The sequence below is a fragment of the Sphingobium sp. RAC03 genome, assembly GCF_001713415.1.
In the GTDB taxonomy this organism is placed as follows: domain Bacteria; phylum Pseudomonadota; class Alphaproteobacteria; order Sphingomonadales; family Sphingomonadaceae; genus Sphingobium.
The window spans coordinates 850,836-864,361 of sequence record NZ_CP016453.1 but is presented as its reverse complement, the minus strand read 5'-3'; the positions used below and the strand labels follow the sequence as shown (position 1 = coordinate 864,361).

14 protein-coding genes are annotated in these 13,526 nt (G+C 60.4%); 5 read left to right on the top strand and 9 right to left on the bottom strand.

The window, feature by feature from the left end; genetic code table 11:
- Positions 1 to 58 precede the first annotated feature (58 nt).
- Positions 59 to 592 (top strand): VOC family protein, encoded by a 534-nt coding sequence (locus BSY17_RS03905; protein WP_069064406.1) that lies wholly within the window; start codon positions 59 to 61, stop codon positions 590 to 592.
- A gap of 16 nt (positions 593 to 608) precedes the next feature.
- On the opposite strand, the gene BSY17_RS03900 is transcribed toward BSY17_RS03905, so the two are convergent.
- Together BSY17_RS03900 and BSY17_RS03895 are read right to left on the bottom strand one after the other, a co-directional pair.
- Positions 609 to 2,717, bottom strand: coding sequence for a PQQ-dependent dehydrogenase, methanol/ethanol family (locus BSY17_RS03900; protein ID WP_069064405.1), 2,109 nt, complete (start codon positions 2,715 to 2,717; stop codon positions 609 to 611).
- Entirely contained in the window at positions 2,714 to 5,185 is a 2,472-nt protein-coding gene (locus tag BSY17_RS03895; RefSeq protein WP_069064404.1) for a TonB-dependent receptor, read from the bottom strand. Before BSY17_RS03895 ends, BSY17_RS03900 begins: the two co-directional genes overlap by 4 nt.
- 258 nt (positions 5,186 to 5,443) lie before the next feature.
- Between BSY17_RS03895 and BSY17_RS03890 the strand changes: the two genes are divergently transcribed.
- Both BSY17_RS03890 and BSY17_RS03885 read left to right on the top strand, forming a co-directional pair.
- A complete protein-coding gene (locus BSY17_RS03890; protein WP_069064403.1) occupies positions 5,444 to 5,743 on the top strand; it encodes a putative quinol monooxygenase in 300 nt (99 codons plus the stop codon).
- A complete protein-coding gene (locus BSY17_RS03885; protein WP_069064402.1) occupies positions 5,740 to 6,036 on the top strand; it encodes a putative quinol monooxygenase in 297 nt (98 codons plus the stop codon). Before BSY17_RS03890 ends, BSY17_RS03885 begins: the two co-directional genes overlap by 4 nt.
- Before the next feature lie 120 nt (positions 6,037 to 6,156).
- On the opposite strand, the gene BSY17_RS03880 is transcribed toward BSY17_RS03885, so the two are convergent.
- The gene (locus BSY17_RS03880) at positions 6,157 to 6,945 is read right to left on the bottom strand and encodes an enoyl-CoA hydratase-related protein (protein WP_069064401.1); all 789 of its coding nucleotides are present in this window, start codon (positions 6,943 to 6,945) and stop codon (positions 6,157 to 6,159) included.
- 3 nt (positions 6,946 to 6,948) lie between these two features.
- Positions 6,949 to 7,500, bottom strand: a complete 552-nt coding sequence (locus BSY17_RS03875; protein ID WP_069064400.1) for a nuclear transport factor 2 family protein — start codon at positions 7,498 to 7,500, stop codon at positions 6,949 to 6,951.
- 160 nt (positions 7,501 to 7,660) lie between these two features.
- Here BSY17_RS03875 and BSY17_RS03870 point away from each other — a divergent pair, with 160 nt between their 5' ends.
- On the top strand, positions 7,661 to 8,149 hold the full coding sequence (locus BSY17_RS03870; RefSeq protein ID WP_069064399.1) for a VOC family protein: 489 nt from the start codon (positions 7,661 to 7,663) through the stop codon (positions 8,147 to 8,149).
- On the opposite strand, the gene BSY17_RS03865 is transcribed toward BSY17_RS03870, so the two are convergent.
- The 4 genes from BSY17_RS03865 to BSY17_RS03850 all read right to left on the bottom strand — a co-directional run bounded on the left by BSY17_RS03865 (position 8,122) and on the right by BSY17_RS03850 (position 11,886).
- Positions 8,122 to 9,027 (bottom strand): SDR family oxidoreductase, encoded by a 906-nt coding sequence (locus BSY17_RS03865; protein ID WP_069064398.1) that lies wholly within the window; start codon positions 9,025 to 9,027, stop codon positions 8,122 to 8,124. The genes BSY17_RS03870 and BSY17_RS03865 overlap by 28 nt on opposite strands.
- A 129-nt stretch (positions 9,028 to 9,156) precedes the next feature.
- Positions 9,157 to 10,308, bottom strand: coding sequence for a thiolase (locus BSY17_RS03860; RefSeq protein ID WP_069064397.1), 1,152 nt, complete (start codon positions 10,306 to 10,308; stop codon positions 9,157 to 9,159).
- A 1-nt stretch (position 10,309) separates the two neighbouring features.
- On the bottom strand, positions 10,310 to 10,675 hold the full coding sequence (locus tag BSY17_RS03855) for a Zn-ribbon domain-containing OB-fold protein (protein WP_069064396.1): 366 nt from the start codon (positions 10,673 to 10,675) through the stop codon (positions 10,310 to 10,312).
- Positions 10,672 to 11,886, bottom strand: a complete 1,215-nt coding sequence (locus BSY17_RS03850; protein WP_069064395.1) for a CaiB/BaiF CoA transferase family protein — start codon at positions 11,884 to 11,886, stop codon at positions 10,672 to 10,674. Before BSY17_RS03850 ends, BSY17_RS03855 begins: the two co-directional genes overlap by 4 nt.
- A 74-nt stretch (positions 11,887 to 11,960) precedes the next feature.
- Between BSY17_RS03850 and BSY17_RS03845 the strand changes: the two genes are divergently transcribed.
- The gene (locus tag BSY17_RS03845; RefSeq protein ID WP_069064394.1) at positions 11,961 to 12,692 is read left to right on the top strand and encodes a ThuA domain-containing protein; all 732 of its coding nucleotides are present in this window, start codon (positions 11,961 to 11,963) and stop codon (positions 12,690 to 12,692) included.
- Here the strand turns inward: BSY17_RS03845 and BSY17_RS03840 are convergent.
- Positions 12,680 to 13,348 carry a TetR/AcrR family transcriptional regulator gene (locus BSY17_RS03840; protein ID WP_069064393.1) on the bottom strand — a complete coding sequence of 223 codons (669 nt, stop codon included), beginning with the start codon at positions 13,346 to 13,348 and terminating at the stop codon, positions 12,680 to 12,682. The two genes, BSY17_RS03845 and BSY17_RS03840, sit on opposite strands and share 13 nt — an antisense overlap.
- Between the last annotated feature and the right edge of the window lie 178 nt (positions 13,349 to 13,526).

Genomic DNA, 13,526 nt, shown 5'->3' with positions numbered 1-13,526 from the left:
TATTCGCGTTCCGGCCGGTGCAGCACAGGCGAATGAGACAATGTGAGAGGATGAAGCGATGAGCCAGACATTCGGGCCAGTGTTCCAGATCGCCTATGTGGTGCCGGACGCGATGGCAGCGATCGACCATATGGTCAGCACGATGGGCATTGGTCCCTTCTTTCTCTTTCCTCTGCCATTGCAGGCGGAATGGATCGAGGTGCGGGGACAGCGCGTGGCGCCGGATTACGACCTGCTGGGACAGGCGGCGATATCCTATAGTGGCGATACCATGATAGAGATCATCCAGCCTGGCAGCGCGCCATCCATCTATCGGGAATTTCTGGATGCAGGACGCAGCGGCGTGCATCATCTGGGCACGATCGCCACCGACTATGACGCACAGATGGCGGCGGCCCGCGCTGCAGGGATTGGCGTCGCCCTGGAAGGTGTGCTGCCCATATCGCGCTTCGCCTATCTGGATACCGACAGGCTGTTTCCCGGCACCATGGTCGAACTGATCGAAATGGGCGAACCGATGCGGGCATTATTCGCCGATGTGAAGGATGTTGCGGCGCGATGGGATGGCAAGGATCCGGTTCGGTCGCTCTAAAAGGAGGGGCGGCCCATCAGGGCCGCCCTTTGCGCAAGTCGTCCGCTCGTGTCCGCATATAGTGGCGGATATTTTCACGGTCCTTGGCGCTTAATTCCTCGAACTGGGGCATGCCGTTGGAAACCAGCATCCCATCATGCAAGATCGCGGTCAGTGTCTCCGCCGATAGGATAACGCCCGATGTCCGCAGGTCGGGCGCAACGCCGCCTGCCACAGCCCCGCCGCCATGGCATACGGCACATCGCTGGTTGAATATGCCTTCGCCCGCTTTGGCGGCCGCCGCATCGGGGCGGAAATCCGGGTCGGCCGGTGCCGTGGGGGTGTAGGGGGTCTTGGGTGGCAATGTGCCCTTGCCATCCAGAGCAAAGGTCAGGACGCGGCGCGCCTGGGTGCGATAATCGATGCCGAACTTGGTCATCAACGGACCGAACAGCCCGGCGCTCGTGCCCATGCCTGCGATGACGGTGACATATTGCTTACCATCCACCCAATAGCTGATCGGCGGCGCGACGATCGGCGCGCGCGCGTCGAAATCCCACAGCGTCTTGCCGGTCTTGGCATCGTAGGCGTTGAAACGGGAATCGGGATGCCCCTGAAACACCAGGCCACCGCCTGTCGCCATCACGCCGCTGTTGAAATGGCCTGGCGTCGGAATGCGCCATGCTTCCTTCTGCGTCACCGGGTTCCAGGCGACCAGATAGCTCAGCACCGTTGCGCCCGCAGGCACGCGGATGTCGGGTCGCACGCCATAGTCGAGCGCCATGCCACCCGTGCGCTTCCAATTCTTCGCCGTAATGCCGCTGTCGTCGAACGTGACTTCCAGGTCGATCGCCGGAATGTAGGTCAGGCCCGATTGCGGGCTAAACGCCATCGGCACCCAGCTATGCGCGCCGACGGGCGTCGGGCGGAAAGTCACCGGGCCATCTTCGTAGCGGGCATTGGCGATTTCCACCGGCCGTCCGGTCTTCAGATCGATGCTTTTGGCCCATGTCGTCGTGACGAAGGGCTTGGCCGAGATGAGTTTGCCGTTGGTCCGGTCGATGACGTAGAAAAAGCCGTTCTTCGGCGCCGTCATCACCACTTTGCGTAGCTTGCCGTCGATCGTCAGGTCGGCGAGTTGCATGTCCATCGCGGCGTTGAAGTCCCAGCTTTCGCCCGGATTGATCTGATAATGCCATTTATAGGCACCGGTCTTGGCATCGACCGCGACGATCGAACAGAGAAACAGATTGTCGCCCTTGCCCTCGCTACGGATCTTGCGATTCCATGGGCTACCATTGCCGGTGCCCAGCAACAGCGTGTCGCTTTCCTCGTCATAGGTGATGGCGTTCCACACCGTCCCGCCGCCGCCATGTTTCCACCATTCGCCGAACCATGTCTTGGCCGCCATTTCCATGGCTTTGTCTTCAAACCCGTTGGCGGGATTGCCCGGCACCGTATAGAAACGCCATTTCTGCGCCCCGGTCTCTGCATCATAGGCCGTCGCATAGCCCCGGATGGCCGCCTCGTCCGCGCCGCCATTGCCGATGACGACCATGCCGTCGAACACACGGGGCGGGCCGCTGATGAAGCGATAGTCGTCCTTGCCCATCGTCTGCGCGGTCCAGACCGGCTTGCCGGACTTGGCATCGATGGCGATTAGACGGCCATCCTGTGTCCCGGTATAAACCTTGCCATTCCAATAGGCTATCCCACGGCTTCCCCAGCCCTGGCGTAGCTTGTGCCCGGACGCTTCGGGCGCTTTGGGGTCATATTGCCATAGCAGCTTACCCGACCGCACATCGATGGCGTGAACGATGCTGTAGCCTGATGCGAAATAGAGAATGCCGTCAATTTCGATCGGCCCGGTCGCAGGATTGCCCACCGGCAGATCATAGGACCAAGCCAGGCCAAGCCGCTTGACCGTGTCGGCGTTCACCTGATCGAGCGGGCTGTAATGTTGTTCGCCATAGGTGCGGCCAAATGCCGGCCAGTCCCGCCCGTCACTGCCATCGGTCAGTTGGGCGCGCCAGCCGCTGGTCGCATCCTTCGGCTCGGCGGTGGCATTGGGCGCTTCACCATCCGCCCGGCCGCACGCCGTCAATGACAGCGCGAGCGCTAGCGGAGCGAACAGGATGGATTTCATCGGCTGAACTTCGTCCCGATTTCCAGACCGAAATAGCGTGGCGGGCCAAATTGACTGTTGAGCCACAAGCCTGCGACATTTTGCGACGCGATACGATAGCGCTTGTCGGACAGGTTGCGACCGATCAGCCGGGCGAAATATTTATCGTTCACTTCCGCCAGCGTGATGGACGCGTTGAACAAGGTGCGCGCATTGAGGAAGGTATTGCCAAGCGGATCGTCGATCGCCTGCGTGGACAGGTTGCGTCCGCTATAGGCCGCATTACCGTTCAGAACGACCTTCCAGTCCGCACCAACCGGCACTTCATAGGTGCCATCCACCGTCCATTGCCATTTGGGCGCGCGGTCCAGCGGCGCGGTCGCCAGGTCATAGCCTGCACCGGGCGCATTATAGGTTCCGTATTTCGCGTCCTGATACCCCATCACACCGCGCAGGGTGAAACCCTGAAACGGCGTAGCCGATGTTTCCAGTTCCAAGCCATTGACGGTCGCGCTCGCGGCATTGACGAATACCGTCACCTGATTGGGCTGCCCATTGACGGTTATCGGCACGTTCAGCTGCTTTTGCAGATCCTTATATTTCACATGGAAGCCGGTCAGGTTGAAGCGCAGGCGACTATCGAAAAATTCGCTCTTGATGCCGGCTTCGAAGCTGTCGGCGGTTTCCGGGCGGGTCGCTGCGGCCGCTGTCCGAAAGGCGTCGAGATCGCTGCCAAATGCCGCAAATCCACCAATCTGATCGTTGAACCCGCCGCCCTTGAAGCCATGGGAGAATGTGCCGTAGAGGAAGACATCACGCGTTGCCTGATAGCCCAAGCTGGCGCGGTAGGTCAGTTCGCGGGCGCGCGCATCGACGCTGACGACGCCTGCGGGATAGTTGAACACGCTGGCGTCCAGGGCGTTGCCGATTGTGATCGTCGGATCAAACCCGCCGCCAAGGGCTGGGATAAAGGTCTGCTGACGGCCAAACCAGGTTTTGTTTTCCCAGCTATAGCGCGCGCCGCCGGTCAATGTCAGGCCCGGCATGATCTTGAACGTGCCTTCGGCAAACAAGGCCTTGGACTCGGATTTTTGCGCGTTGCACAAAATATAGGGCGTGTCGTTCCAATTACCAAAGGGCAAGGGACCGCTGGTCAGGTCGAGAAAGCCCAGAACTTGCCCGACGCAGAAGTCTATCTTTTCCTTCTGATAAAAGCCGCCGAAAACCGCATCGAAAGGCCCGCCGGTGTCGGTCGCAAAGCGCAGTTCCTGCTGCCAGGTCTTGCGGTCATCGTCACGAGTCGCGTCGAAGAAGGACAGCGACTGGCCGTCGGCTGCAACGGGCGCAGCGCCTGCATAACTGTTGGGCAGGCGCGATCGCTGGAACCGATAACCCGAAACCGATGTCAACGTGCCGATATTGAAGTCGAAGTCGAGATTGAGGTAGATCCCGTCCACGCTGATCCGCTGGCCTAGCCCCATTTTCAGAAGAGCGTCGCTGCGGCCGGTATAAGCAGCGTTATCGAGTGGATCATTGCTGTTGGGATTAGGGATGATGGTTTTGAGCAGGTCCGTCAGGAACGGCGCGGACCCTGTGTAGAGCGCATTTTCGTTGACGGAAGGCACGACGTCGGAGGTGTCGCGGATCCATTCATATTGTAGCAGCGCATGGACCCTATCGGTCGGCTCGAACAGCAGCTTGGCTCGCGCCTGCCAGACATCCTTGCCACCGAGGCGTTCGCCACCCAGACACCCAGCGGCACCGTCGAATTTGCTGGGGACAAATCCTTGTACGGGGCCGTAGCAGGCACCGTTGCGATAATAGCCCTCGCTCTTCTCATAGCCGCCGACAAGGCGGAGGGCGAGAATATCGTCCACGATCGGCACATTGACCGCCGCCTGTATCTTGCGGGTGCCAAAGCTGCCCGCTTGCGCGCGCGTTTCGATGGACAGTTCATTCATGACCGGCCGTTTGCTGCGCACGGTGACGGCGCCGCCGGTCGTGTTCTTGCCAAACAACGTGCCTTGCGGTCCGCGCAAGACTTCGACCTGCGCGATGTCGAACGTATCGAGCAATTGAGTCTGGACGCTGGACACGACGAAGTCATCCATCAGCACCGCGACGGGCGGCTCGAAATAGACGATGATGGTCGTCTGGCCGACCCCACGCATGGCAAAGGATGCGGCGTTGAAATTGGTGATCGTCCCGGCCGAAAAATTCGGGACATAGGCCGCCAGGTCGCCGATATCGCGGGGGCTGGCCTGTTGGATCAGGGTCTGGTCGATGGCGCTGACGGCAATCGGCGTATCCTGAAGATTGGTGGCGCGACGGGTTGCGGTGACGACGATGTCCTGAAGGCCGACATTGTCGGTCTGCGCGGCTTGCGGCGCGGTTTGCGCATCGGTCGTCTGCGCCGATGCCGGTGCTGCGACGACAGCGGCAGCCAATGCCCCACAAGCGGAACTCACGAGCCAGATTCTGTTGATCATGTGTTTGTCCTCTCCCTGCGCCGAACCGTTATCGGTTTCGTTCCCCAGTTGCCGGCAGATTAAACGAGAAGTTGGAAAAGGCAATCAGGCATGTTTGTTTTTTATCACGGCCATTCTGACGCTGGAATTGAACTTTATTGCGATGCAGCAAAGTGATCAGCACATCTCTTTTTTCTTGTAGATACAGGCATGATTGTTTTTAATCGGATGGCGGGGCGCGCGCCGATCCGGTCGACCCGCTGCGGAAGGAACTGCACCATGGCCTATAGTTTTCTGTCGCGCTTTCAGGTTTTGCCTGAAAAGGAATCCGAGTTTGTAAGTCTTGCCCGCCAGATGGAAGGGCTCGTCGATCGTGAACCCGGAACGCTCGCCTTTCAATTTTTTCGCCTGGAGGGCGAAGGCATGTTCGCGGTCTTCGAATCCTTCATCGATGAGGCTGCGGATAAGGCGCATATGGAAACAGCGCATGGCAAACCGCTGATCGAAAAGATGATCGGCTGCATGGCGGGCGGCTACGAGCGCGAGATGCTCTATGACCTGGAAGGGGAAACGGTATGAGCGGCAAGAGCTTTATTGCGCAATTGCGCAGCAAGCCGGAAAAGCGCACCGAACTTATCGCGTTGCAGGGGGAACTCAAGGCGCTGGTCCACGCGCAGGAACCCGATGCGATCGTGTATGAACTGTTCCAGTCGGAGACGGACGCCGATCTGTTTCAGGTCGTGGCGACGTTCCGCGACGATGCAGCGTTCGACCATCACATGCAGATCGATTTTCATGAGCGGCTGGTGCCGTCGATCCTGGCGTGCGTCGATGGCGACATGCAGCTGGACTTTTATCGGTCGCTCGGCTGAGCAGTCAGGATCGGGGAGAGGGCGGTAGGTCGCGCAGCAATGTCGCAGGATCGCCGTCCCACCATTCGGCTGCCTTGCGCAACGCTTATGTGATGGCGGGTCGGAAGGATGGCGCTATCGTCAGTCTCTATCCCGTGGGTAGGGGACTGTCCGTTTTTCAGCGAAGGCCGCTATCCCTTCGCGGCTGCCCGCACTCGACAACGTCGCCATGCCAAAGGCATTGCCGACCCGCAGTCCCTGGGAGATCGGCATGTCGACCGCCATGTCATATAACGCCTTGCCATTGGCAATCGCATCCCAGCTATGACCCAAAATGGTCTGGGCATAATCGATAACGTGGTCGCGTAGCCGATCGCCGGGCATGACATCGCTGACCAAGCCCAATTGCCACATGCGGGCCGCGGGTACCGGGTCACCGGTCAGGATCATCGACATGGCCATTGATCGGGGGATTTGACGGGCAAGCCGCTGAATGCCACCCGCAAAGGCGAATAGTCCACGCTTGACTTCGCTCAGACCGAAACAGGCATGTTCGGCGGCAATGATGATGTCGGCGGCCAGCGCCAGTTCCAGGCCACCGGCAACAGCTATGCCGTTGACCGCAGCGATCAGGGGCTTCGTCCGCTGGCGTTCGGTGATGCCGGCAAATCCGCGTCCGGGGATCAGGCCATGGCCGGGACCGATCCGGGCGGCTTCCTTCATGTCCATGCCGGCGCAAAAGGCGATGTCGCCTGCGCCGGTTAGGATGACGGCACCGATTGCCGGGTCGCTTTCAGCGAGGCTCATCTGTTCGTCGATGGCGGCGGATGTCAACGTGTCGATGGCGTTGCGGCAATGCGCGCGGTTGATCGTCAGGATCAGGATAGAGTCCAGCCGTTCGACGACCAATCCAGGGGTAGCGGCGGTCATGCCCTATCCTCGCCCGCGCGATTGTTCATAGGCGATCCAGCTTGGCAGCGCTTCGGGAAAATCGGCTGGGCGTGGATCGGGATAGGCATGATTGCGCATGGGGGTGCGCAGGATGTCGGGATAGTCGGCAACCGGGACATAATAGAGGAAGTTGATGACGCGATCGGCGAATTTCCAACCGTCGTCGGTATTGCGATACACATCGTCATACCGAATGGCGGCGACCATCATGCGATTCATGCGCCACAATTCGGCATGGCCCGATACCCTGCCGGTCGCCTCTGTTTGTCCGTCGCCGACAAAGTCTATCTGTACGTCATGCATGAAATGATGGCCTGGACCCAAAACATCGAAGCGGCCATCATATTGGTCGAGGATCGCATCGACCCCGGTCGCGTTCATCACGCCATCGGCGGATCGCAAGGTTGCATCGTCGGTGAACAATGTGCCGATCAAATCGCGCTGCCGATCGTCGATATAGAAGCAATAGCGAGCGACGAGCTGCCGGATTTGCGACTCCGCCTCCAGCCGCGCAATCCTGTGCGCCAGATCCATCACATCACTCTCCCCAGGCTTTTTCCTGCGGCCCAAGCATAGGCCTGCTTTCTCGACAGCATCAAGAAAAAAGCATTCACGCTTGTTTGTATTGTGGCTATCATCCAGATGATAAGCCGCAGTCAGGCGTCTGAAAAAATCTCAAGGAGGATGTCGTTCAATGATATGCGGTGTGCATCATCTGGCGGTTTCCACGCCCGATCTGGAACGGTTCGTCGATCATTATCAGCGCTGGTATGGATTTGAACGAGTCGCAGATGGTGGCTGGGAAGCGGACAACGAACGGATCGGCCGGATGGTGCAATTACCCGGCTCCGCCGCCCGTTATGCGATGATCCGGCTCGACCGCTTCTATATCGAAGTGTTCCAATATCTCGAACCCGTCGGCACGCGCACTGATCGCCGCATGTGCGATCATGGGCTGATCCACCTATGCCTTTATGTCGATGATATCGAAGCGGAATATGCCAGGCTTAGTGCGTTGGGCATGGACTTTCACTGTCCGCCCGGCGGGCCGGACACGATGCAGGCAACCTATGGTCGCGATTGCGATGGTAATGTCGTGGAATTGCTACAGGTCATCGCGCCCGACCACCCCTTTCCGTTCCTCGGCACCATGGATCAAGCCGCGCCGCCTTCGTCGAAATAATCGGGTATGCCGCCGGGCCATACGACGCCCCACTGCGCCTGGCCGCCATCCAGAATGATGAGGTCGCCGTTGATGAACCGCGCGGCGGGGGAGGCGAGATAGGCGATGGACTGGGCCACATCCCATGCGTCGCCGCGTTGCTTCATGGGGTTGGCCTTATGGAACCGCGCCAGCGCTTCTTCGGGATACATGGCAAAGCCTTCGGTCTCTATGACACCGGGGCCAATGCAGTTCACGCGGATATTATGCGGTGCCCATTCAGTGGCCAGCGTCTTGGACAGGTAGATGACGCCCGCTCGCGCGGCGCAGGTATGCGCGGCCTGCGGCATGCCGCGTTCGACATTGGCGACGATGTTGACGATATTGCCCGGCTTGCCGTCGGCGCGCCAGCGCTTGGCGGCTTCCTGCATCATCCACCAGGTGCCGTTCAGGTTGGTGTCGATCACCGCCAGCCAGCCCTTGCGCGAAAAATCGATCGCGTCCTGCGGGAATTGCCCGCCGGCATTGTTGACGACGGTGTCGATCCCGCCAAATCTGTCATGGACTGCGCCAATCAGCGCTTCCACCGCATCGGGATCGCGGATCGTGGTGCTTTGCGTGAAAATCTCGACGCCCGTGGCTTCCAGAATGACGTCGCGTGCCCGCAGCAATTTATCCTCGTCCCGCCCGCAGATCGCGACGTTGGCCCCCAGTCGCGCGGCGAGAAAGGCGGCTGCTTTTCCCATGCCGCTGCCACCGCCGGTAATCAGCAACGTCTGTCCCGCCAGCATGTCGGATCGATAGACTGTGTCACGCACGGCCAGGTCGGCATCGGTCAACCCGCGCTTGGGGCGGGTGGGGTCGTTGAGGTCGGGCCTGAAAATCTTGGGTTCGCTCACGCCCCGCTACCTTTCTCGATCACGCATCCCATTTGGGATGCATCACGCCATCATGCTTATCCCTGCCTAGCAAGTCTGGAATAAAAAACAAACACGAATGTCTTTATTGTGGCCGTTCTTGGCGCATATTCACAACGTCGCCATACTGCCCAGTATCACTGTCGCCTGGCTGGATAGCGTTCCGCCATTCCCATGGGCCAGCGCGATGTCGACGGCGGGGATCTGGTTGGCGGCGATGCCCCTGACCTGGCGCGCTGCTTCGATGATCGCGAACAGCCCATACATGCCGGGATGGCAGCAGGACAGCCCGCCGCCATTGGTATTGACGGGCAATGCGCCGCCCGGCGCGATCCGGCCGTCGGACACGAACCGTCCGCCTTCCCCTTTTGGACAAAAGCCTAGATCCTCCAGAAACAGGATCGTGTTGATGGTGAAAGCATCATAGAGCTGGAGCACTTGCACATCGGCAGGCCCAACACCCGCAGTTGCATAGGCCCGCGGCCCCGACTCGGCCGCCGCCGTCGCCGTAATGTCGGGCAATTGCGCGATCGCGTTCGACCATGTCGCCGCTGCCGCGCCCAATAGCGGCACGGGCGATTGCACGAGCGTCGCCGCATGGTCGGTGCGCGTCATGACGATCGCGCCTGCGCCGTCGGTTACCAGGCAACAGTCCCGCGCGGATAGGGGGGAACTGATGATCCGGGCCGCCAGACAATCCTCGATGCTCAGCGGCCCCTTGGCAAAGGCTTCGGGGTTGCTATTCGCCCATAGCCGGGCCGACACGGCGACCTGTGCCATATGTTCGCGGGTGGTGCCATAATCGTGCATGTGCCGGGCGGCCGCCAGCGCGTAGGAGGATAAAGGGAACAGGGGCCGATAGGGCGCGTCCCAATTGTTGCTCTTGATCGGCGTGGAAAGTTTGCCGCCGCTGCTGCGCTGGTTCGATCCATAAGCGATCAGCGCTACGTCGATATAACCGGCATCCAGCGCCAGGGCGGCGGTGATCATGTGGCTCATGAACGACGATCCACCGGTGCGGTTATTGTCGGTAAAGCGGGGGCTTAAACCCAGATATTCCGCAAAGGACAGCCCAGCGAACAAATCGTCGGGCAGGCAGATGAACAGGCCATCGACATCGCTGAGCGATAGGTTAGCGTCCGCGATCGCGCGCATGCCGGCTTTGGCCGCCAACTCCATGGCCGTGTAGCCGGGGGCCTCGCCGATGCCGAACGTCGCCATGCCGGCAATGGCCGCTTCGCCGCGTGGAAATGTGCCGCCCATGTCAGTGCGCCACCGGCTTGAAGATGAGCAGCGGAGCGCCGTCTTCGTCGATGATATGGGCGCGCACGCGGCATCCAATCTGTAAGGTGTCGACGGTCGTCCCATCGACGCGGCTCATCAGGCGCACGCCTTCGTCAAGGTCGACCAGAACGACATTATAGGCCGAGGCAGGCGGCCGTTGCGATATCCATGTCAGCGAATAGACCGTGCCCATCCCCATCGATTCGATCCATTCGACATCGGTGTCGCCACTGCCCGGCTCTGCCAGACGTGGCGGGAAATAGACGGTGCCGCTCGATATGGCGCGCTGCAACAGGAAGCGCCCGTCGGCCAGCGCGGTGCGCCAATGCGCCTCAGGCCCGCTCATGCCGGTTGCGCCAGTTGGAGGGCGCCGCTGTCGACCAAGGCGTCGATCGCCTCGTCCGACAGGCCGGTTTCGGCCAATATGGCACGCCCGTCGGCACCCAGCGCCGGGCCAGGATCGCCGATCGCACCGGGGGTACGCGAAAAACTCGTCGGTATGCCCGGAAAGCGCAACAGGCCTTCCTCCGTGTCACGCTCTTCCCAAAATCCCGTCGCGACCAGATGCGGGTCGTGCAGCAAGTCACTCAGGCTGGCGATCGCCATTGCCGGGATTTGCGCCTCGCGCAGCAGGATGATCCATTCCTCGGTGCTGCGCTGTTCCATCACCTGGGCCACGCGCGCCAGCACGACACCGATATTTTCCGTCCGGCTACGCATGGACGCAAACATCGGGTCTTTGGACCAGTCGGGATCGCCGATGGCATGGAAGAAGGACCGCCAATGTTTGTCGTTATAGATCATCACCCCGATGTAACCGTCGCTGGTTTTGTAGGGGCGGCGGGCCTCTGACGTTGCGCGGGGATATTCGGGCGGACCAAGTGGGGGCACGAACAGCGATCCGCACAGATGTTCGACGGTCGCGAACGACACCAGGGTTTCGAACATCGGCACCTCGATTTCCTGTCCCATGCCGTCGCGTTCGCGTGCAAACAGCGCGGCCATGACCGCATAAGCACCGGTCAACCCGGCCACCTTGTCCGCCACGACGGTGGCGAGGTAAGTCGGTTCGCCCTTCGAAAGGCGCGCCTGCAGGTCCACGATGCCGGATGCCGCCTGAACGATATCGTCATAGGCCGGATAGTCGCGATAGGGACCAGAGCGGGCAAAACCGTAGAGATTGGCGTAGAGGATGCGAGGATTGGCTGCATTCAGCGCGGCATAGTCCAGGCCCAGCCGGGCGATCGCCTGCGCCCGCATCGAGTGGATGAAAACGTCCGCCGTCTTTGCCAGCGTCAGCAACACGTCGCGCGCCGCGGGTTGCTTGAGGTCAAGGACGATGCTGCGCTTGCCGCGATTGACGTTCATGAACATGCCGCCCCGCGCCGGGTCGTTTCCCGGCGGCAAGTAGCGGGTCGTGTCGCCATCGGGGCTTTCCACCTTGATGACATCGGCACCCAGATCGGCAAAAATCTGGGTCGCATATGGCCCCATCAACACGCTGGTCAGGTCCAATATCCTGACGCCCGCCAACGGTCCCTGGCCCCGCCCGCTCATGCCGGTGCGCCTGCGCTTGCAAAGCCCATCGCCCGTCCTACCATCGCGCATGCATGTGCGAGGGAGAGACGGGAATGAAGGTTCATCTGGTTGCGGCAGGCAAGTTCCACGATATTGATTTCGCGCGGCTGGAACTGCTCAAATTGTTGGCTGAACATGCTGAAATCCGTGCCTCCGTGTCTTCGGACTATGCCGATGTCGACCGCATCGCGGCGGCCGATCTTTTGATAACCTATACTTGCGACCTCATGCCCACCCCGGACCAGACCGCCATGCTGGGTAGCTGGGTGGAGCAGGGAGGGCGCTGGCTGGCACTCCATGGTACCAATTCAGTGCTGCGTTTTGCCCAGGATGGTGTGATCGACACACCCGATGAACAGCCCGCCTTCACCCAGTTGCTGGGCACCCGCTTTGCCGGACATCCCCCGATAGCGCCGTTCAAGGTCGCCGTGACGCGCGCTGAACATGTCATGACGCGAGGACTGCGCGATTTTCGGATAGAGGATGAATTGTATCTGACCCATCGCACGGCCGATATCGACGTGCTGCTGCACACCAGCTTCACCGGCACCTGTGAGGAATTTCGCGACGCCCAGTGGGACGATCCGCAGGTGCCGGTCCTGTATGAACGGACGCTGGGCAAAGGCGCGATATTGTATCTGACGCTGGGCCATTGCCGGGGCCATTACGACCTGCAACCCATCGCCGGATTCTGGCCACACCCGCAGCGTTGCGCCTGGAACTACCCGGTTTTCTACGACCTGCTCCGCCGCGGGATAGGCTGGGGCCGGCCTCATTTGGGCTGATCTTTCGGACCCGGCCGCATCAGACGGATTTGTTGTTCCAGCAGGCGGAGCATGGGCTGAACCATGCTTTCCTCGATCGCCCCGGTCAGCAGGTTGATGGCCATGCCCTCCAACATCGTTTGCGACAGCGTCATGGCAAGGTCGAAGCTGACGGGATCGCTTTGCCATTCGGGGAAAAGCTGCACCGCCTGAGAATTGAATTTCTGCCGGAATTCGATCTGGAGCGGTTGGAGTATCCGCGCGAGGTCGGCGTTGGTGCGTGCGGCCAGCGCCAACTCATGAAAGGCGACGAAGGCCGGTTTCTGCAACTGCCGCCAATAGGTGCTCACCATCGTCGATGCGTCATGGTCGGTCGTTTCCGCCGCCCGGCGAAAGGCGCGCAGCCGCTTTTCGTGCAATTCGACGATGGTCGCCTTGATCATCGCCGCCCCATTTTCGAAATGGTGCAGCATGGCGCCACGCGACAGGCCGGCTTCGGCGGCGACTTGCGGCGTTGTCGTATTGGCATAGCCAAATTTGACAATACATCTTATGGTCGCATCGATAAGCCGCGCACGTGTCTGTGCGCTTTTGAGCGATTGCTGCGTTGGTCCGTTGGCCGACTGCGCCTTGACCCCGCGGCGTGCAGTGGCTGGGCGCGCAGAGGCGAGAGCCATATATTTCGTCCTTTCAAAAAACAATCATGACTGTTTTTTCTCGTCTAAGTCAAGCCTGTTTGCGCGGGATTGTCTATGATGACGCCGTCAGAAGCCTATCGCCAGACCGATAAAAAACAGTCATGATTGTTTCTTGCTTGCGTCCGTCCGGCCGCTCGTTCATGAATAAGGGATGGAG